Source organism: Corallococcus sp. AB045, assembly GCF_003668895.1.
GTDB classification, from domain to species: Bacteria; Myxococcota; Myxococcia; order Myxococcales; family Myxococcaceae; genus Corallococcus; species Corallococcus coralloides.
In genome coordinates, this window is sequence record NZ_RAWN01000050.1 from 1 (window position 1) to 18,975 (window position 18,975).

The 18,975-nt window shown below is 69.2% G+C and carries 17 protein-coding genes and 1 riboswitch; of the genes, 7 read left to right on the forward strand and 10 right to left on the reverse strand.

Features of this window, described 5'->3' with window-relative positions; translation table 11 throughout:
* The 3 genes from D7Y21_RS14560 to hisG all read right to left on the reverse strand — a co-directional run.
* On the reverse strand, window positions 1–647 hold a 647-nt coding region (locus D7Y21_RS14560), incomplete at its 3' end, for a histidinol-phosphate transaminase (RefSeq protein WP_121713846.1).
* Window positions 644–1,945, reverse strand: a complete 1,302-nt coding sequence (gene hisD / locus D7Y21_RS14565) for a histidinol dehydrogenase (protein ID WP_121713848.1) — start codon at window positions 1,943–1,945, stop codon at window positions 644–646. The genes hisD and D7Y21_RS14560, both read right to left, overlap by 4 nt.
* 55 nt (window positions 1,946–2,000) lie before the next feature.
* Window positions 2,001–2,858 carry an ATP phosphoribosyltransferase gene (gene hisG / locus D7Y21_RS14570; RefSeq protein ID WP_121713850.1) on the reverse strand — a complete coding sequence of 286 codons (858 nt, stop codon included), beginning with the start codon at window positions 2,856–2,858 and terminating at the stop codon, window positions 2,001–2,003.
* Window positions 2,859–3,151: 293 nt separating this feature from the next.
* Here hisG and thiO point away from each other — a divergent pair, with 293 nt between their 5' ends.
* From thiO to moaA, 3 genes are all read left to right on the forward strand, one after another.
* Window positions 3,152–4,267 (forward strand): glycine oxidase ThiO, encoded by a 1,116-nt coding sequence (thiO, locus tag D7Y21_RS14575; protein ID WP_121713852.1) that lies wholly within the window; start codon window positions 3,152–3,154, stop codon window positions 4,265–4,267.
* Window positions 4,268–4,439: 172 nt separating this feature from the next.
* Window positions 4,440–5,672 (forward strand): HD-GYP domain-containing protein, encoded by a 1,233-nt coding sequence (locus D7Y21_RS14580; protein WP_120562850.1) that lies wholly within the window; start codon window positions 4,440–4,442, stop codon window positions 5,670–5,672.
* 67 nt (window positions 5,673–5,739) lie between these two features.
* A complete protein-coding gene (gene moaA / locus D7Y21_RS14585) occupies window positions 5,740–6,744 on the forward strand; it encodes a GTP 3',8-cyclase MoaA (protein WP_121713900.1) in 1,005 nt (334 codons plus the stop codon).
* Window positions 6,745–6,747: 3 nt separating this feature from the next.
* On the opposite strand, the gene D7Y21_RS14590 is transcribed toward moaA, so the two are convergent.
* Window positions 6,748–7,152: a DUF4870 domain-containing protein gene (locus D7Y21_RS14590; RefSeq protein WP_120562849.1), complete on the reverse strand. Its 405-nt coding sequence runs from the start codon at window positions 7,150–7,152 to the stop codon at window positions 6,748–6,750.
* Window positions 7,153–7,280: 128 nt separating this feature from the next.
* Window positions 7,281–9,152: a phosphomethylpyrimidine synthase ThiC gene (gene thiC / locus D7Y21_RS14595; RefSeq protein ID WP_121713854.1), complete on the reverse strand. Its 1,872-nt coding sequence runs from the start codon at window positions 9,150–9,152 to the stop codon at window positions 7,281–7,283.
* Window positions 9,153–9,197: 45 nt separating this feature from the next.
* A riboswitch (TPP riboswitch) is annotated at window positions 9,198–9,310 on the reverse strand.
* A 237-nt stretch (window positions 9,311–9,547) separates the two neighbouring features.
* Here thiC and D7Y21_RS14600 point away from each other — a divergent pair.
* On the forward strand, window positions 9,548–11,527 hold the full coding sequence (locus D7Y21_RS14600; protein WP_121713856.1) for an amidohydrolase: 1,980 nt from the start codon (window positions 9,548–9,550) through the stop codon (window positions 11,525–11,527).
* Between the two features lie 55 nt (window positions 11,528–11,582).
* Here the strand turns inward: D7Y21_RS14600 and D7Y21_RS14605 are convergent, their stop codons facing one another.
* Entirely contained in the window at window positions 11,583–12,707 is a 1,125-nt protein-coding gene (locus D7Y21_RS14605) for a hypothetical protein (protein ID WP_121713858.1), read from the reverse strand.
* A 372-nt stretch (window positions 12,708–13,079) separates the two neighbouring features.
* Between D7Y21_RS14605 and D7Y21_RS14615 the strand changes: the two genes are divergently transcribed.
* A complete protein-coding gene (locus tag D7Y21_RS14615) occupies window positions 13,080–13,496 on the forward strand; it encodes a hypothetical protein (RefSeq protein WP_121713862.1) in 417 nt (138 codons plus the stop codon).
* 40 nt (window positions 13,497–13,536) lie between these two features.
* A complete protein-coding gene (locus tag D7Y21_RS14620) occupies window positions 13,537–13,980 on the forward strand; it encodes a hypothetical protein (protein ID WP_147469281.1) in 444 nt (147 codons plus the stop codon).
* 45 nt (window positions 13,981–14,025) lie between these two features.
* On the opposite strand, the gene D7Y21_RS14625 is transcribed toward D7Y21_RS14620, so the two are convergent.
* The 3 genes from D7Y21_RS14625 to D7Y21_RS14635 are packed head-to-tail and all read right to left on the reverse strand — an operon-like array spanning window position 14,026 to window position 17,434.
* A complete protein-coding gene (locus D7Y21_RS14625; RefSeq protein WP_121713866.1) occupies window positions 14,026–16,293 on the reverse strand; it encodes a molybdopterin cofactor-binding domain-containing protein in 2,268 nt (755 codons plus the stop codon).
* An 11-nt stretch (window positions 16,294–16,304) separates the two neighbouring features.
* Window positions 16,305–16,766, reverse strand: coding sequence for a (2Fe-2S)-binding protein (locus tag D7Y21_RS14630; protein ID WP_120523719.1), 462 nt, complete (start codon window positions 16,764–16,766; stop codon window positions 16,305–16,307).
* Window positions 16,763–17,434, reverse strand: coding sequence for an Isoquinoline 1-oxidoreductase subunit (locus tag D7Y21_RS14635; RefSeq protein ID WP_121713868.1), 672 nt, complete (start codon window positions 17,432–17,434; stop codon window positions 16,763–16,765). Before D7Y21_RS14635 ends, D7Y21_RS14630 begins: the two co-directional genes overlap by 4 nt.
* Before the next feature lie 351 nt (window positions 17,435–17,785).
* Here D7Y21_RS14635 and D7Y21_RS14640 point away from each other — a divergent pair, with 351 nt between their 5' ends.
* Window positions 17,786–18,151: a hypothetical protein gene (locus D7Y21_RS14640; protein ID WP_120562840.1), complete on the forward strand. Its 366-nt coding sequence runs from the start codon at window positions 17,786–17,788 to the stop codon at window positions 18,149–18,151.
* Window position 18,152: 1 nt separating this feature from the next.
* On the opposite strand, the gene D7Y21_RS14645 is transcribed toward D7Y21_RS14640, so the two are convergent.
* A complete protein-coding gene (locus D7Y21_RS14645) occupies window positions 18,153–18,863 on the reverse strand; it encodes a siderophore-interacting protein (RefSeq protein WP_121713870.1) in 711 nt (236 codons plus the stop codon).
* Between the last annotated feature and the right edge of the window lie 112 nt (window positions 18,864–18,975).

Sequence of the window (18,975 nt, forward strand, 5' to 3'; positions counted from 1 at the left end):
ACCCGCAGCCCCGCGAGTCCGAACGCCTTGGACATCGTGCGCGTCACCAGCACGTTGGGCCGCGTCCGCGCCAGGTCGAGGAAGTCCCCGCCCCGCGTAAACTCCACATAGGCCTGATCAATGAGCACCACGCCCGGTGCGGAGTCCACCAGCCGCTCCAGCGCCGCGCGCGAAGCCACCGTGCCGGTGGGGTTGTTCGGCGTGCACACGTAGATGACCTTCGCCCCCGTGGCGAGCAGGCCGTCCACGTCCAGGTCATGGTCCGCGCGCAGCGGCACGGGCACCGGCTTGAGCGCGCTCAACCGGGCATACATGGGCACCATCACGAACGTGGGATCCGGAAAGGCCACCACGTCCCCGGGCTCCAGGAAGGCCCGCAGCGCGCAGTCGATGACGTCGTCCGAGCCGCAGCCCGTCGTCACGTTCTCCACCGCGACGCCCGCGTACGTGGCCACGGCGCGCTTCAGGTCCGGCGCATAGCCGGCGGGATAGCGGGCCAGCCGCAGGAAGCCCTCCTCCCGCAGCACGCGATCCGCGGACGGCGGTGCGCCGAAGAGGTTGGTGTTGTCACTCAGGTCCACCCGGCACGGCTTCTTCGCCGGGGAGTACAAGGGGATGTCCCGATACGTCTCGCGAAATGGAATCACGGCACCCTCCAGGCCCGAGCCGCGGCCGCGTGAGCGAAGAGGCCCTCGCTGTCCGCCAGCGTCCCCACGTCGTCCGCCATCGCCGCCGCCGCTTCCGGTGTCACGCGTTGCCACGTGGTCCACCGGTAGAAGTCCAGCACGCTCAGTCCCGAGTACGCCCGGGCCAGTCCCGCCGTGGGCAGCACGTGGTTCGCACCGGTGAGGTAGTCACCGAAGGCCACCGACGCGCGCTGTCCCACGAACACCGTGCCCGCGTTGCGCACCCGAGCCAGGTCCTCCGAGGGCGTCGCCGTCGCGAGCAGCAGGTGCTCCGGTGCGAACTCCGCGACAAAGGGCCACGCCTCCTCCAGCGAGTCGATGCGCAGCACCGCGCCCCTGCTTCCCAGCGATGACAGGACGATGTCACCGCGCCGGGCGACGCGGGCCTGCTGCTCCACCGCGTCCCGCACCGCCTGCGCCAGCGGAGCGCCCACCACCAGCGCCACACAGCAGGCCTCGGGGTCGTGCTCCGCCTGGGCCAGCAGCTCACGCGCCACGGCGTCCGGACGGGCGCTCGCGTCGGCGACCACCAGGATTTCGCTCGGGCCCGCGGGCGCGTCGATGGCGACGGCGTCCACCACCTGGAGCTTCGCGGCCGCCACGTACGCGTTGCCCGGTCCAACGATGCGATCCACGCGGGGAACGCTCTGGGTTCCGTAGGCCAGCGCGGCCACCGCGCCCGCGCCTCCCAATGCGAAGACACGGTCCGCGCCCGCGAGCGCCGCCGCCGCGAGCACGCCCGCGCTGGGCAATCCATCCGGCCCTGGCGGAGAGCAGACGATGACTTCGCCCACGCCCGCGACCTTCGCGGGGACCACGCCCATCAGCACGCTGCTGGGGTACACCGCCCGGCCGCCAGGGGCGTACACGCCGACGCGGCTCAGCGGATCCGGCCGGCGCCCCACGATGACACCGGGCTCCGTCTCCACCTCGATGGCCTGGGGCCGCTGCTCCGCATGTGCTCGGGCAATGTTGCGCGCCGCGCGGGTCAGCGCCTCGCGCACGTCGGAGGGAATCGACTCCAACGCCGCGTTCCATCGTTCACGTGGCACCTCCAGGGCCGCCAACTCCACGCGGTCGAACTCACGCGCGAAGTCGAAGAGGGCCCGGTCGCCTTCCGCGCGAACGCGGGCAATCAGTGACTGGACGCGGGAAGCCACCTGGGCATCCGACTCTCCCGTGCGCGCCAACAGCTTCCGCCGCGCGTCGGGCTCCAGGGCGGACAGGGAACCCAGATACTTGAGAACCGAGGCGCTCATGGCGTCGCCCTCCCCATGCACATGACGCGAAGACCGGACTCGAAGGTGGAGGCGCTCATGCCATCAACCTCTCGATGCGCGTGACGAGGATGCCCTGCCCGCCCAGCGCCTTCAGCGCGTTGACCGTGCGGTAGAGGTTCCGCGACGAGACCACCGCGTGCACCGCGACGAAGTGGCCCCCGTTCATCACGTCCACCACCGTGGGGCCGTTGAGGCCGGGCAGCACCTCGCGCACCTGCTCCAGGGACGTCTTCGGGACGTTGGCCATCAGGTAGCGCCGCCCGCGCGCCGCCAGCACCGACCCCAGCGCCTGCGTCAGCTCCTCCAGCGCGCGCCGTGCATCCGTGCCGTTGCGCGGATACGCCACCAGCCGGGCACTCGACTCCAGCACGGTGGCCACTTCCTTGAGGCCGTTCATCTTCAACGTGGACCCCGTGGACGTGAGGTCCACCACGATGTCCGCGATGCCCAGGTGCGGAGCGATCTCCGCCGCGCCGCTCACCGGCACCACCGTCACCTTCTGCCCACGCTGCTGGAAGAAGGCCTGCGTCAGCCGGGGGAAGCAGGACGCCACCCGCATCCCCTCCTTCACGTCCTCCACGCGGCTGATGCCGCTCTCGTCGCGCGCGGCCACCACCAACCGGCAGCGGCCGAACTCCAGGTCCATCAGCGGCTCCAGCTCGCGCCCGGCCTCGTTCACCAGGTCCCAGCCGGTGACGCCCGCCTGCGCGGCGCCGTCCGCGACGAACTCCGGGATGTCCTGGGCACGGACGAAGATGGCTTCGAACTCGCCGCCCAGGGACGCGGTGAGGGCCCGCTCGCCCCGGGCGCGCACCTCCAGGCCCGCGTCGTTGAACAGCTCGCGCACTTCCTCGGACAGACGTCCTTTGTTGGGCAGGGCAATCTTCAACATGGGTGGGCTCGGGGGACTGCGGTGGCGGAAACGAAAAAAGGCCCGTCCTGGGGGGACGGGCCTTCGATCACTGCGGCATCTGCCGGAAGTGGGTGCGTTCTAGTGCGTCACCCAGGCATGCGCGCGGCGAACGGTCCCGTCATGGGCCGGCCGATGATGCGCATGGTGGTGATGCATGGACGTGAAACGCACGGCCCTAGGGTTAACGACCGGAGGCCTCAGCGTCAAGTCGCCCCGGGTCATGGACTGTCTTGACGCTTGCAAACCCGTGCTCGCTTGAGCACAAGCGGCGCATGGCAACCTCCGACGTCCTCGTGGTGGGCGGTGGTGTGATGGGCTGTGGCATCGCGCTGAAACTCCGTCAGGCGGGTGCGCGCGTGACGGTGCTGGAGCGCTCCATCCCCGGCGCCGAAGCCTCCAGCGCCGCGGGCGGCATCCTCGCGCCCCAGTGGGAATCAGAAGGACCGGGCCCCTTCTTCGAGCTGTGCCTGCGCAGCCGCGCCCTCTACGGAACCTTCGCCGCGGAGCTGCGCGAGCTCTCCGGCGTGGACATCGCGTACCGGCCGTGCGGCCTGCTTCGCGTCGCGTTCGACGAAGCGGACCTCCACCATGTGGAGTCCACCGTGGGCTGGCAGCACGGCATGGGGCTGCGCGCCGAGCTGCTCGACGGCAAGGCCGCGCGCGAGCTGGAGCCCCACCTGTCCCCCGCCGCCGTGGGCGCCGCGCACTTCCCGGATGATCACCAGGTCGACAACCGGCTCCTCGTGCGCGCGCTCACCATGGCCGCCGCGCGCGTGGGCGCGGTGTTCAAGAGCGGCTACGTGCGCGGCGTGGTGCACGAGCACGGCCGCGCGGTGGGCGTGGACCTGGACGGCGAGGTGCTGCGCGCGGACGCCGTGGTGCTCGCGGCGGGCTCGTGGTCGTCCCTGGTCCAGGGTGCGGGCGTGTCGGCGCAGGCGGTGCGCCCGGCGCGTGGACAGATGGTGCAGCTACAGACGCGGCTGCCCCTGCTGGAGCGGGTGGTGACGTCCGCCAAGGGCTACCTGGTGCCACGCGCGGATGGGCGGATCATCGCCGGCAGCACCATGGAGCACGTCGGCTTCGACAAGCAGGTGACCGCGGCGGGGCTGGCGCGCATCCTCGACATGGCCCTGCAGCTGTGCCCGGACCTGGCCAGCGCGCCCATCACGGAGACCTGGGCCGGCTTCCGCCCCTGGACCCAGGACGCGCTGCCGTACATCGGAGAGGGCCCCTCGCCCGGCCTGTTCCTCGCCACCGGCCACTTCCGCAACGGCATCCTGCTCGCTCCCATCACCGCGAAGCTCGTCGCCCAGGCCGTGCTGGGGGAGAAGCCCTCGGTGGACCTCACCCCCTTCCGTTACGACCGGGGAACGATGGCGCGCGGTTGACGCGGCGTGCCTGCCCGCCCTACTCCGGAAGGCGGGGAATGCCTCGAGAACCGGAGACGTTCACTTCGGAACCAGGGCTCGCACCCCACCCTGGATGGCAGGGAGGCGAGGGGGTGATGATTTCTCGCACTCGTTCGCCTTTAATCCCTGGAAACCTCTAGAATCTTCGGCCGTGGAAGCCATCCCCCCCGCACCGCCCAGAATCCTGATCGTCGACGACGACGATTCCGTCCGCGACGTCATCTCCGTGCTCCTCCGTGAGGAGGGCTACAACTGTGTCGTGGCCAACGGCGCCGAGATGGCGCTCGACGTGGCGGGTGAAGAAGAGACGCCGCTCGTCATCAGCGACATGAAGATGCCGGGCCGCGACGGACTCTGGCTGCTGGAGAACCTGCGCGAGCGGCTGCCGGACACGTCCGTCATCATGCTCACCGGCTACGGCGACACCGAGTCCGCCGTGGACTGTCTGCGCCGGGGCGCGGTGGACTACCTGCTCAAGCCACCCAAGCTCACGGACCTCATCCGAGCCATCGAACGCGCGCTCGCCAAGCGCCGCATCGAGATGGCGCGCAAGCGCTACCAGAAGAAGCTCGAGGGCAAGGTGCGCGACCGCACCGCCGAGCTGCGCAGCGCGCTGCACAACATCGCGAACACGTACCAGAACACGCTGCTGGCGCTGGTGGCGGCCCTGGACGCGCGCGAGCACGAGACGAGCGACCACTCCCAGCGCGTGGTCAGCTACACCTCCGCCATCGCCACCCGCATGGGCATCCACGGCAAGGAGATGGAGGAGATCGGCCGCGGGGCGCTGCTGCACGACATCGGGAAGATCGGCGTGCCGGACGCGGTGCTGCTCAAGCCCGGCAAGCTCACCCCCGACGAGTGGCTGGAGATGCGGCGTCATCCGGAGATCGGCTTCCAGATGATCCAGAACATCCCCTTCCTCTCCACGCCGGCGGACATCGTCCTGTCGCACCAGGAGCGCTTCGACGGCGCGGGCTACCCCCGCAACCTCCAGCGCAACGAGATCCACATCGGCGCGCGCATCTTCGCGGTGGCGGACACTCTGGACGCGATGACGAGCGACCGGCCGTACCGCAAGGGCACGACGTTCGCGAACGCCATCCAGGAGATCAAGCGCTGCGCCAACACGCAGTTCGACCCAGAGGTCGTGAAGGCGTTCCTGGACATCGGCGAGGAGGGCCTCATCCGCATCAAGAAGGAGATGGCGGAGAAGAAGCTCAACCCGATGCAGGCCGCCGCGGACGCCGCCGAGTCCGAGGCCGAGCTGGCGCGGCTCACCGACCTGGACGACGAGCCGGACTCTCCGCCGGTGGGCAGCACGGCCACGCCCATTGGCGCGCCGCCCGTCGCCATCCGCTCCGCGTCCGGGACCGAGGGCTGAGGCAGTCCGCGGGAAGCGGTGCCTTTCCGCGCGGGGGTTGCTATCCATGAAGGCGGAAGGCCCCGCGATGACCGCCCCCCTGCCCGCTCCCAACCCGCTCGCCCCGCCGCTGTGTGACGCACAGGGGCGGCGCATGACGTACCTGCGGCTGAGCGTCACGGACCGCTGCAACTTCCGCTGCACCTACTGCTCGCCCGCGTCGTGGGGCGGCAAGAAGGACCTGCTCGACGCAGGCGAGTTCGAGCGCATCGTCTCCGTCTTCGCGCGCATGGGCATCCGCCGCGTGCGCCTGACGGGCGGCGAGCCGCTCGCCCGGCCGGACATCCTCGACATCGCGAAGCGCATCGCCGCGGTGCCCGGCGTGGAGCACCTGGCCATCACCACCAACGCGAGCCGCCTGGAGTCACTGGCCGGGCCGCTGCGCGACGCGGGTGTCACCCAGCTCAACCTGAGCCTGGACACGCTGTCCGCGGAGGTGTTCCGGCGCATCTCCAAGCAGGGCGACTTCGCGGCGGTGCTGCGCGGCATCGACGCGGCGGCGGGCGCGGGCTACCAGTCGCTGAAGCTCAACGTCGTGGTGATGCGTGGCATCAACGACGGGGAGGTGCCGGAGCTGGTGTCGTACGCGCACGCGCGCGGCATCACCCCGCGCTTCATCGAGCTGATGCCCTTTGGCCAGGGCACGCCGGTGCCCACGGCGGAGCTGCTGGAGCGCCTGGCGGCGTCAGGCCGCGTCCTCACGGAGGAGCCAGCAGAGGACACCGCATCCCCCACGTCCGGACCGGCGCGCTACTGGCGCACGGACAGCGGGCGCGTGGGGTTCATCTCGCCGCTGACGCAGAACTTCTGCGGGGGCTGCAACCGGGTGCGGGTGGCGTCCAACGGCGACCTGCGCAGCTGCCTGGGCGGCCGGGCGCAGGCGCCGCTGCATCAGCTCATCCGGGGCGGCGCGACGGACGAGGAGCTGGCCGTGGCCGTGCGCCGCGCGCTCGGGGAGAAGCCGGAGGGGCACCGTTTCACGGAGGCCGGAAACGGCGCCACGCTCCTGCCCATGATGGGCATTGGCGGCTGAGGGCTACTTCACCAGCCGGATGTTCACGGGGTAGCGGTAGAGCTCGCCGTCGTTGGCCTTCAAGCCGGCGATGACCGTGAAGACGATCGAGACAATCGCCACCAGGGGCGCCAGGACGAAGCCGATCACCGCGCACATCAGCACCGCGGAGATGGCCATCGCGATGAAGGTGGTGATCTGGAAGTTGAGCGACTCCACCGCGTGCGCGCGGACGAAGGACGACTCCTTGCCCTTGGTCAGCATCAGGAACAGCGGCACCGCCCAGCCCAGGAAGCCCGCGCCCACGACGACACCGGCGATGGAGCCCAGATGGGCCAACATCCCCATCGTCTTCTCATCCGACGTCGCCGTCGGCGAACCGGTGATGAACGTGCCGAACTGCTGATCCTCGCGCTGACTCGGGTCCATGAAACGCCCTCCAAAATTGAATGGGCGCGACGGGCGCGCCCGGATGGGAGCACCATGACATGGCGTGTCGGTTCCTGTCATCCAGCGGGCAGGGGCCGAGCGTGCAGGCCCCCGTCCACCGGCGCCCGTCAGCGGTACAGCTCGTGGCCCGCCTTCTTGAATTCCTCGCTCTTCTCCTTCATCCCCTGCTCCAGGGCCTGGGCGTCGTTGACGCCGACCTTGTCCGCGTAGTCGCGCACGTCCTGGGTGATCTTCATGGAGCAGAAGTGCGGGCCGCACATGGAGCAGAAGTGCGCGACCTTGGCGCCTTCGGCGGGGAGCGTCTCGTCGTGGAAGGCGCGGGCGCGCTCGGGGTCCAGGGACAGGTTGAACTGATCCTCCCAGCGGAACTCGAAGCGCGCCTTGGACAGGGCGTTGTCGCGAGCCTGCGCGCCCGGGTGGCCCTTGGCCAGGTCCGCGGCGTGGGCGGCGATCTTGTACGTGATGACGCCCTCCTTCACGTCGTCCCGGTCGGGCAGGCCCAGGTGCTCCTTGGGCGTCACGTAGCAGAGCATCGCCGTGCCGAACCAACCGATCATCGCCGCGCCAATGCCGCTGGTGAAGTGATCGTATCCGGGCGCGATGTCCGTGGTGAGGGGCCCCAGCGTGTAGAACGGCGCCTCGTGGCACACGGCGAGCTGCTTCGTCATGTTCTCCTGGATGAGGTGCATGGGGACGTGGCCGGGGCCTTCGATCATCACCTGCACGTCGTGCTTCCAGGCCACCTTGGTCAGCTCGCCCAGCGTCTCCAGCTCGCCGAACTGCGCGGCGTCGTTGGCGTCCGCGATGGAGCCGGGGCGCAGGCCGTCGCCCAGGCTGAAGCTGACGTCGTACGCCTTCATGATCTCGCAGATCTCCTCGAAGTGCGTGTAGAGGAAGTTCTCTTTGTGGTGGGCCAGGCACCACTTGGCGAGGATGGAGCCGCCGCGGCTGACGATGCCGGTGAGGCGCTTCGCGGTGAGCGGCACGTACTGGAGGCGCACGCCCGCGTGGATGGTGAAGTAGTCCACGCCCTGCTCGGCCTGTTCGATGAGCGTGTCGCGGAAGATGGCCCAGGTGAGCTCCTCGGCCTTGCCGCCCACCTTCTCCAGCGCCTGGTAGATGGGCACGGTGCCGATGGGCACGGGCGCGTTGCGGAGGATCCACTCGCGCGTCTCGTGGATGTCGCGGCCGGTGGACAGGTCCATGACGGTGTCCGCGCCCCAGCGGATGGACCAGACCATCTTCTCCACCTCCTCCTCGATGGAGGACGTGACGGCGGAGTTGCCGATGTTGGCGTTGATCTTCACCAGGAAGTTGCGGCCGATGATCATCGGCTCCAGCTCCGGGTGGTTGATGTTCGCGGGGATGATGGCGCGCCCCCGGGCGATCTCATCGCGCACGAACTCCGGCGTAATCACACGCGGAATCGCGGCGCCCCAGGAGTGACCGGGGTGCTGGGCGGCGAGTGAAGCATCGAGCTTCTGGTTCTCGCGCACGGCGACGTATTCCATCTCCGGCGTGATGATGCCCTTGCGGGCGTAGTGCATCTGGCTGACGTTGGCGCCGGCCTTGGCGACGCGGGGCTTGCGGATGTGGCTGAAGCGCAGGCCGTTGAGGCGCGGGTCGGCTTCGCGGGCGCGGCCGTATTCCGACGTAATGCCGGACAGTTCGTCCGTGTCGTTGCGAGCGCGGATCCAGTTCTCACGGACGGCGGGCAGGCCCCGGCGCAGATCGATGTCGGCGGAGGGGTCGGTGTAGGGGCCGCTGGAGTCGTAGACGTGGACGGGAGGGTTGGCGGTCTCCGGGCCGGCGTGGCCGTGGTGACGCGTGGGTGTCTGGGTGATTTCGCGCAGGGGGACGCGGAGGTCGGGGTGCAGGGACCCGGGCACGTAGACCTTGCGCGAGGCGGGAAGCGGGCCGCGGCTGATTCCCTCCAGCACCTTCCCATCGACCTTCAGGCTCTTGGACGCTCCACTCATCGGACATCTCCTCGTGAGAACGGACGGGAGACGGGACGGGAGCATGGAGCGCCCACACCGCTTCCCTCCGCCGGTGCTAACCGGTTCAGGTTCAAAGGGATCGGGCGCGGCCACGCGTCCATCTCAGCCCCCTTCCGGAGGCGCCCCTAGCGACTGCGGAGCGGTGTAGCGCAGGGGGAAGCCCGCTTCAACCCGGGCGGAGGTGAGCCTGGGTCCAGTGGACGCACGGTGGCCCTGCGGGGAGGGGGACTTCAATCCAAGACACACGCCAGCACGCCCATTCCGCCTCCTGACACGTCAAACACAAACCTGACGCGTCAAGAAAATCTCGGTTTGCAAGTTTGTCCATGAAGTGAGTTTCCGTAGACTGCGGGCTCCCCCCAACAGGAGTTCACATGCAAAAACGCTCCCTCGCGATGCTTGGAGCATTCGCGATGCTGACGTCGTGCGCGACGAACCGCCCCGTCCCCCCCGGGACCGACGACACCACGCTCTTCGTCGGCAAGATCATCACCCTGGACGAAAAGGGAACGATTGCCGAAGCCGTCACCGTGGACGGCAAGGGCCGCATCTTGAAGGTCGGGAAGGAGAGCGACCTGAGCGCGGGGCTCGGCGTGGGCTCCAAGCGCGTCGAGCTGGAGGCGGGACAGGTCCTCCTGCCCGGGTTCATCGATCCCCACCTGCACATCCTGCCGACGCTCATCCAGAGCGTTCTGGGCACCCACAACCTGGCGCCCTGCCTGCCCCCTCCCTACAACCTGTCCACGCCCGAGGAGTGCAAGAAGCACGAGGACCTGCTCAGTGCGCTGAGCTCCATGACCGTGGCGCCCACCACTCCGGAGACGGCCAGCACGTTCGTCCTCGGGATGAACCTGGACCCGTCGCGGCAGCAGTTCATCGCCGGCAAGTGTGGCGTGAAGTCGACCGTCGAGTTCATGCAGCAGCCGAAGCTCTACCTCGATGCGTGTGTGCGCAAGGACCGGCCGGTCCTCATCCTCGACCAGTCGGGCCACCTCGCCTACGTGAACGAGAAGGCCTTCGAGGTCGTCTGCAAGGGACAGACGCCCTGCCTCCCTCCGGATTCCGTGGCGCAGAACGGAGGACGGTGGGTCACCGATTCGAAGGGCCAGTACACCGGCTTGATCGAGGAGTCCGCTGGCTTCGCGCCCTTCCTGGAGGCCACGCAGCAGGGGATGTTGATGCAGAAGGCCATCCCGAACGGGAGCCTCCAGGACCTCCACAAGGCCATCCAGGCCCTGCGTGAAGCCGGGCTCACGACCATCGCGGACGGCGGGCTGTCCGACCGGTCACAGCTCGAGCTGGTCAAGCTCCTCGCCATGAACCCGACCTTCCCGCTGCGCGTCACGGGCGTGGTGACAAACCTCGCGGCCGGGCCCGTCGTGAACAAGGACGGGACCGTCACCGCTCCGGCGCTCAAGCCGAGCGGGCCCTCGTGCACGCCGAGCCCGACCAACGACTGCGCGCTGCCCAAGTGGCTGGGCGCAGGCGCCATCAAGCTCTGGGTGGACGGTTCGACGCAGGGTTGCACCGCGCTGCTTGGACAGCCCTATGCCTACAGCTCGGACGGTCACTGCCCGGACGCGAAGGAGGGCCAGGGCGACTTCAAGAGCGCGAAGGAGCTCGCGGATGCCATGCGCCCGCTCTGGGCTGACTCGGCCTGGCGGTTCCAGCTGCATGCCAATGGCAACCAGGCGAACCAATGGGCCGTCGACGCGTTCTCCCAGCTCCAGTTGGAGCAGGCCAACACGCACCGGATGCTGCTCATCCACAACACCGTGGGCCAGGACTCCGTCTCCCAGGCGATTGGTGAGCTGCGCAAGGGCACCCATGTCACCGCCAGCCAGCAGAAGGTGCCGGCGATGGACCTGCGGGTGACGCACCTCATCGGCCACGTGGCGTACTGGGGTGATGCCCTGGCGCAGATGCTCCAGAAGAATGGTGCGCACAAGGACATCGACATCGACCCGGTGGACTTCAACCGCCGCTACGGCATCCCCTTCTCCTTCCACAGCGACTCGATGGTGACGCCGGCGCGGCCGCTCTGGTTCGTCGAGCAGGCCGTCACGCGGCGCACGTGGGCCTATCCTGAATTCCAGAGGACCTATGTGCTCGGGCCCCAGCACGCGACGACCGTCGAGGAGGCCCTGCGCGCGGTCACCATCGAGCCGGCCCGCCAGCATGAGATTGACAACTGGGTGGGCAGCATCGAGCCGGGCAAGGTGGCGGACTTCGTCGTCCTGGGCGCCAATCCGCTCGACCGTGACGCCGCCAAGGGCGGTGACCCGGCGACCATCAGCCAGATTCCGGTGATCCGGACGTACCTGGGCGGCAAGGACCCCGCGAGCAGGAACTGAGTGACTCACCGGGCGCGTCGTTCATCTTTCGGGCGACGCGCCCGACTCCGGCCAGCTAGGACGCGCGGAGCTGGGCGCCGGTGTCCATTGCACGGGTCGCCAGGGCGCGGCGCAACGCCGTCCCCGCCCAGGCGAGCTCTTCCTGCGACAGGTCCATGCCCAGCAACTCGTGGCCCTTGTCGTGCTCGATGACGATGCCCCGGCCCCGGGAGACTTCCGTTCGCGCGTCGCGCACGTCGATGTCCTGGATGCGGGACCTGGGCAGCCGCATGACCTTCCGGGGCCTCCAGGGTCCGTACCGCGTCACCTCGATTCCCCGGGAGGAGGCGTTGATGGACCAGCGGCTGGTGGCCTCCCGCGCGACCCACCACCAGAAGAAGGCACCGCAGGCGATGAAGAGGGAGCTCGCAATCACCATCACCTGCGTACTGGCAGCCTGCGGTCCGAGAATCTGTCGCAACTGCCTTAGCAAGAAGAGAGGCCCTCCCACCGCGATGAGGACCGCGAAGGCTCCCTGCGCCGCGTAGGTGGGACGCCATCCACAGGGCGGCAGCTCCAGCGTCAGCCCCCGGGCGTCCTGCCGGAACTGGATGCCACTGCCGTAGGGCAGGTCCGGAAGGCGCTCCCCCGTGAGCGGCGCTTCCTCCAGGCGCGCGGTGACGGAGCGGCGCTGCCCGCCCTCCACACTGAGGCCCAGCCCGAGGAACTTGGAGACGGCCTGTGCCAATTCCACGGCCTCCTCGCGGTCATCGCTGTGGGACAGCACGACCGTCTCGGAAGGCCCCATCAGCGCCACGACGTAGACCTTCGCGATGAAGAGGCCTTCCGTGGACCCCTTGTCACGCTGGTAGAGGGCCACGGACGTGAATGGCTCCAGGGGCTGGGTCTTCGCGCCCAGGGCTTCCCGGTAGCCGGTGCGGCGCCACACGGAGCGGGTCTCCAGGTTCAGCAGCACCTTCCACCGCGACGTGAGGTGGTGGACCGCCAGGGCGCCCATCGCGATCATCAGGATCCAGACGCGTACTTCATCCGCGAAGAAGCCCGTCGTGAAGGCGATGACCGGGAAGGCCAGCGCCAGTATCAGCGCGCCACGGTACAGCCATCCTTCGATGGGACGGACTTCGTGCTCGATGTTCAGGAAGGAGCCGGAGATGGACCAGCGGTGTGAGCCACAGCGCATCCGCCCCACGTTAAAGCCCCTGTGACGGCGGCGAAAGGACAGCACTCCCGTCAGCTCGGGCGCTGATTCATCCGCGATTCATCGAGAGTGAACGCGGAGGGTGTCGCGCTCATGCCGACCTCCCCTCCTGAGCCACCAGACCAGAAAGACAATCAGCCCGACTCCCAGGGCGGCCAATCGGATGAGGGACCCACTCGGCCGGTAGGACCCAAAGCCGATCATGCATGAGGGTTCCCGGAAGAACTCCACGATGGCGTCGAGCATGGACTCCATCGTAGCGCGATGTGGCGAAGCCATCTCAGCGATGGTGGACCTCACTGAGAGTAACACAGACTGCGGCGCCCCCATCCCCTGTCACAGGAGGAAGAACCCGTGGGTGGCAGCCTCTACGCAGTGGCCCTGGAGGACGGCTCGATGTACGGCCTTCTCGGGGACGGCTGGCTGGCGATGCCACCCGAAGGGATCCCCAAGGCCCGCTGGCCTCACACGGCGGTGTGGACCGGGTCGAGGATGATCATCTGGGGTGGCACGTCGCCGAACTGCGGCTCCGAAGGCGGCGTCTGCTCGGACGGCGCGGCCTATGCCCCGGCCACGGACACGTGGGCTCCGCTGCGCACCGAAGGCGCCCCTTCCGCGCGCTCCGAGCACGTGGGACTGTGGACGGGCAACGCCCTCTTCATCTGGGGAGGCATGGGGGGCGGCGGCTCGCATGCCCCCCCTTTCGGATGGTGCTTTGTGGGTCCCGTAAGCGGCTGGGTTCTCCCTACGACGAAGGCTCCCCATGCGTAGATTGACATGGTTTGAGAAGGTGTTCGGGGGTGGCCTTCTGGTGAGCCTCATCGCGGGTCTGGCTCTCGCCGCATGGGCGCTTCACCTGAGCGGTAGGCCTTTCGTGATTCGCAATGAGAGCGGTCGAGCCGTCGAGCTCGTCCTCGTCGGAACAACAGGAGATCGCCTTGAAGCGGTCGTGCCCGTGTCGAAGCAGACGCCGGTCATTCGGTTGGCCAATGGTGAGCGCACTGAACTGAAGTACGACTTTCAGAGCGTGAATCTCTGTTGGCTTGTCGTCTCCGAGGAGGGCGGCGACGCCCGCGTCGTCAAGACGCCCCTGACGCGGTCAGCCCCCAACGCGTGTTCTATCGAAGCAGAGGAGGCTCGCCCCTGCTGCAGCCCATTGCCGCGGGGGCTGGAGTTCGTGATTCCACTGCCGAGCGAGTTGGAACCCGCGCCGCCGGAAATCCTGAAGGCTGCCAACCTCCCGCGGAAGCCCTGAGGTCTTGTTTCACCAGACCAGACTCAGGCAGACCGCACCCTCGGCTTACACCTTCACGGTCTTCACCAAGGGCAGCTCACGGACGCGGGTGCCCGTGAGCGCGAACACCGCGTTGGCCAGGGCCGGAGCCACGGGGGGCACTCCGGGCTCTCCCACGCCTCCGGGGCGGCCGTCGCTGGGGATGATGTCCACGTGGATGCGCTTCGGCGTCTCCGCGATGCGTGCCAGGCGGTAGTCGCGGAAATTGCTCTCCACCACGGCGCCGTCCTTCATCGTGATGGCGCCGTAGAGCCCCAGGCTCAGGCCGAACACCACCGCGCCCTCCATCTGCGCCCGCACGCGCTCCATGTTCACGATGGTGCCCGCGTCCGCGACGATCCACGCCTCGTCCACCCGGATGCGCTCGTCCGCGTCCTTCACCACCGACACCACCACCGCCACGTACGTCAGGAAGCTGCGGTGCGCCGCCAGCCCCAGCGCCCTTCCCTCCCGCTTGCGCTCGTCCCAGCGCGACAGGCCCGTCACCCGCTCAATCACCCTGCGCAGCCGCGCCGTGTCCACCGGGTGCTCGTCCAGGGACTGGCCGTAGTTCGGCACCTTCGCCACGCCCAGGTCCTTGGGCGTCACGATGCGCGACGGCCCCAGCACCTCCAGCAACGTGTCTCGCGGATCCGTGCCGCGCTCGTGCGCCAGTTCGTCGATGAAACTCTGCACAGCGAACGCGTGGTAGATGTTCGCCACGGACCGCAGCCAGCCGATGCGCGTGTGCGCCCGCGCCTCGCAGTTCTCCATCCGCACATCGGGGATGGCCAGCGGCAGGTCCACGATGCCCTGACCCATCTCTCCGTCCCCCGCGAACGTCGCGTCGGAGAACGTGGAGCCGATGGGCGGGAACGCGATGCGCTGGTGCCACGCCACCACCTTGCCGCTCGCGTCCAGGCCCGCCTCCAGCCGCTGCGCGCTCGTGGAGTGGTAGTAGTCGTGGCGCACGTCGTCCTCGCGCGTCCACTGCAGGCGCACCGGCGCGCCCACCGCCTTCGCCACGAGCGCCGCCTCCACCACGTAGTCCGGCTTCGACTTGCGGCCGAACCCGCCACCCAACAGCGTCACGTGGATGATCACCTTCGACGGGTCGATGCCCAGCGCCTTCGCCACCTCGCTGCGCGCGGCCTGCGGGTTCTGCGTCGTGGCCCACACCTCGCAGGTGCCGTTCTCCACCTTCGCCACCGCCGCGGGCGGCTCCATGGGCGCGTGCGCCAGGTGCGGCGTGTTGTACGTGGCCTGCACCCGCTTCGCCGCCTTCGCCAGCGCTCCTGGCGCGTCGCCGACGTTGCGCACCACCTTGCCCGGCTTGCCAATCACCTCCAGCAGCTGCTCGCGGTACGCCTCCGAGTCGTAGACGGCGTTGTCCCCGCCCTCCCACGTCACGTCCAGCACCGCGCGGCCCTTCATCGCCGCCCAGGTGTTATCGGCCACCACCGCCAGACCTCCCAGCGGCTGGAACAGGAAGGGCTTCGTCGCCGCCGGCAGCTCCACCACCTGCCGCACGCCCGGCACCGCCAGCGTCTTCGTCGCGTCGTAGCGGGCCACCTTGCCTCCCGCCACGGGCGGACGCGCGATGACCGCCGTGCGCATCCCCGGCAACACGACGTCCGCGCCGAACACCGCCCGGCCCGTCACGATGTCCGGCCCGTCCAGCAGCGGCAGCTCCTTGCCCAGGTGCTTGAGCTCACTGCGCGGACGGAGCGTCACCGCGTCCTTCTTGGGCACCTTCAGCTTCGCCGCGTCACCGGCCAGCTCGCCGAACTTGAGCGTCCGCTGCGTGCCCTTGTGGAACACGGCGTGGTCGCGCGCCTCGCACTCCGTGGGCGCCACCTTCCAGCGCTTCGCCGCCACCGCCACCAGCATCGTGCGCGCCGTCGCGCCCGCGTAGCGCAGGTCGTCGAAGATCTTCCGCACGCTGCTGGAGCCGTCCGTGTTCTGGTCGCCGTAGGCCTCGTCGCCGTCGCCCTGGACCACCTTCACGTGGGCCATGTCCGCGCCCAGCTCGTCCGCGATGAGCACCGGCAGCGAGCTGCGCACGCCCTGCCCCATCTCCGAGCGGTGGCAGACAATGGTCACCACGCCGTCCGGTGCCACGTGCACGAAGACGTTCGCCCTCAAGCCCCCCGTGGGCACTTCCGGCAGCGACGTGGGCATGGGCGCGGCGTGTGCCCTCGCGGGCAGGAACACCTCCAACCCCAGGCCCGCGGCCACGAGTCCCATTCCTTCGAGCACGGAGCGGCGCGACAGACGGATGCGCGTGTCTTGCATGGTGGTGGCCCTCACTCCGTCGGCAGTCCCGCCGCCTTCTTCACGGCGGTGCGGATGCGCGTGTACGTCCCGCAGCGGCAGAGGTTGCCCGCCAGCGATTGATCGATCTCCGCGTCGGTGGGCTTCGGCTTCTTCGCCAGCAGCGCCGCCGCCGTCATGATCTGCCCCGCCTGACAGAAGCCACACTGCGGCACCGCCAGGTCCACCCACGCCTTCTGCAGCGGGTGCGAGCCGTCCGGTGACAGGCCCTCGATGGTCATCACCTCGCGGCCCTCCGCGCGGCGCACCGGCGTCACGCACGAGCGCACCGCCGCGCCGTCGATGTGCACCACGCACGCGCCGCAGAGCGCCTGGCCGCAGCCGTACTTCGTGCCCGTCAACGTCAGCACGTCGCGCAGCGCCCAGAGCAGCGGCATCTCCGGATCCACGTCCAGCACGTGCTCGGTCCCATTCACTCGCAGACGGATGCTCACGGTCGGCTCTCCTCGCGCGGGCACTCCGCGCCGTCCTTCACCCACGCGGCCACCAGGGCCCCGAACTCCGCCTGCGTTCCCGGCGCCGGAACCCGGTCCGCTCCGGGCTTCCAGCCCCAGCCCACCAGCTCGTCATGCGCCGAGTGCTCGATCAATTCCGACAGGCTCTTGCCGCCGTTGCGCGCCGGATCCTTCAACTGCTCGCACAGCGCGCGCGGCGTGCGCCCCTCCCACGCCATCACCTTGGGCGCCACGTGCCACTTGGGCGCGCCGGGGACCCGCGCCAGTTGCGCGTTGCGGTCCTGGTGACAGGAGGTGCATTCCAGGCCGGGCACACCCTGGTCCTCGGGGCCCCGGACCACCGGCGGATCATGGACCTGGCTGTTCTCCCCTTGCAGGGGGCTGTCGCCCACGGGGTGGCAGTTGACGCAGCGGGGATGCAGCATCACCCGGCTCGCCTCCAGGAACAGCGCTCGCGAGCGCTCCTTCTTGTCGCCAATGCCCGCGAAGGCCTCTGGCGGCCGGAGCGTTTGCGGATCCGAAGGCGGCGGCACCACGACCGGATGCGCCGCGCGGCCTCCGCATCCCGCGCTGAACAGGAGCGCCAGCGACATCCCCGCCGTTCCCGCGCCCAGCACGGCTCCCAGTGCCTTCGAGCGAAGATTCATCGTGCCCCGTCCATCCCTTCGGCCAGTGGTCGTCCGGCCCCACACGTAGCGTCGCGAGGCCGGAGGGGCCATGCTGCCCGCTCCCGCCCCCCGTGAGCCTGTCAAAATGCCGCATGACCTGTGAAGGTTTTCTTCAGAACGGGCCCAACCCCGGGAGTGGGCGGCGCCGTCACGCACCGTGAGGGACGGCGGCGATCGTGAAGGCTTCGTGCCTGGGTGACAGGGGCCGCGGGCGGGATTGACGGAATGTCTTTCGCGGCCGCTGGGGGGTCCTCGCAAGTGCGCGGAATCGCGTGGGCGGGGCGTTGGAACGCGGTGTGTATTGGGAAGCGCGCAAGGAGATAGCCCGCCATGCGCCAGAGCCCCGTGTCGTCTGTGTTCTCCCTCACCCGCCTCTTCGTCGAGCAGTGTGCCCGCTGGAGGCTGCGCGAGGAGGTCATCGCGTTCATCCTCGAGTTCGGCACTCCCGCCCGGGCGTGTGGTGCCACCCACCTCACCGTGCACGAGCGCGACCTGCCGGTTGCGCTGCGGGACTCGTCCCTGGCGCGGCAGGCGCGAGGGTGGATCCTCATCCTCAACGACGAGGACCGGCTCCTCACCTGCTACCGCCGCCAGGACGCGTCGCGCTTCCTCAAGCAGAAGTCCAAGCGCCGTCCCGCGGGCGTCACCCGGGACCGCGACGACTTCCTGCGCGGCCTCCAGTTCGCTCCGGCCTGAATCAGTCGAGCCCCGTCTTGCCCACCGCCCAGTAGGCCTTCACCTTCGGCGTGGCGCGTTCGCCGTCGCCGCGCAGCCGCGAGCGCAGCGCCTGGATGGACTGCGCCCGGCCCGTCATCACCAGCGTCGCACCGGGCTTCGCTCGCAGGGCTTCGCTCAGCCGTTCGTGGACCTGCGTCAGGTGCGCGTCGCCTGCCGTGCGCTCCACGTCCTGGCCCTCGAAGCCCAGCTCGCGCAGCGCGGACGCGCAGTCCTCGCGGCGTGTCACCTCGAAGATGGGGGTGACGTCGCGCTTCGCTCCGGTGCGGAACGCGTGCGCCACCGCGAAGGACGTTTCGTCACCGAAGAGCACCACCGGCGCGTCGCCGGACTCCAGCGCCACCGAGCGCCGGGGGCCGAAGAACTGCACGGCGTCTCCGGTGCGCACGTCGCGGCCCCACTTCGCTCCCGGGCTGTCGCCGTGCAGGTACACCAGGAAGGCCGTGGCGCCGCGCGCTTCGTCCCACGACAGCGGCGTGTACGTGCGCATGCCCAACCCTGGCAGGAAGACCTGCACCTTGTCGCCGGGGGACCATCCCTGACCCCGCAGCGCGGGGCCCTCGCAGTCAATCTGTCGAAAGGCGCGCGAGACTTCGCGCACCTGGGTGACCTTCGCTTCGGTGAAGAGAAAGCGGCCCAGCATGCTTCCGAGCATGGCCTTGGCGTTTGCCATCAGAGCCTCCGTTCAGGCGTTCATACGCCGCCTGCTCATGCACGGCTCGTGAAGTTGCGTGAAGGCGTCCTCACCTTCCAGGGCAGAGACCCCCACGAAAGGAACCGGACAT

Coding starts and splice junctions, on each gene's coding strand:
- hisG (WP_121713850.1), bottom strand. CDS start 2,858: ATGTTGAAGATTGCCCTGCCCAACAAAGGACGTCTGTCCGAGGAAGTG.
- D7Y21_RS14635 (WP_121713868.1), bottom strand. CDS start 17,434: ATGAATCTTCGCTCGAAGGCACTGGGAGCCGTGCTGGGCGCGGGAACG.
- D7Y21_RS14625 (WP_121713866.1), bottom strand. CDS start 16,293: ATGCAAGACACGCGCATCCGTCTGTCGCGCCGCTCCGTGCTCGAAGGA.
- D7Y21_RS14590 (WP_120562849.1), bottom strand. CDS start 7,152: ATGGACCCGAGTCAGCGCGAGGATCAGCAGTTCGGCACGTTCATCACC.
- moaA (WP_121713900.1), top strand. CDS start 5,740: ATGACCGCCCCCCTGCCCGCTCCCAACCCGCTCGCCCCGCCGCTGTGT.
- D7Y21_RS14645 (WP_121713870.1), bottom strand. CDS start 18,863: ATGGCAAACGCCAAGGCCATGCTCGGAAGCATGCTGGGCCGCTTTCTC.
- thiC (WP_121713854.1), bottom strand. CDS start 9,152: ATGAGTGGAGCGTCCAAGAGCCTGAAGGTCGATGGGAAGGTGCTGGAG.
- thiO (WP_121713852.1), top strand. CDS start 3,152: ATGGCAACCTCCGACGTCCTCGTGGTGGGCGGTGGTGTGATGGGCTGT.
- D7Y21_RS14605 (WP_121713858.1), bottom strand. CDS start 12,707: ATGCGCTGTGGCTCACACCGCTGGTCCATCTCCGGCTCCTTCCTGAAC.
- D7Y21_RS14640 (WP_120562840.1), top strand. CDS start 17,786: ATGCGCCAGAGCCCCGTGTCGTCTGTGTTCTCCCTCACCCGCCTCTTC.
- hisD (WP_121713848.1), bottom strand. CDS start 1,945: ATGAGCGCCTCGGTTCTCAAGTATCTGGGTTCCCTGTCCGCCCTGGAG.
- D7Y21_RS14600 (WP_121713856.1), top strand. CDS start 9,548: ATGCAAAAACGCTCCCTCGCGATGCTTGGAGCATTCGCGATGCTGACG.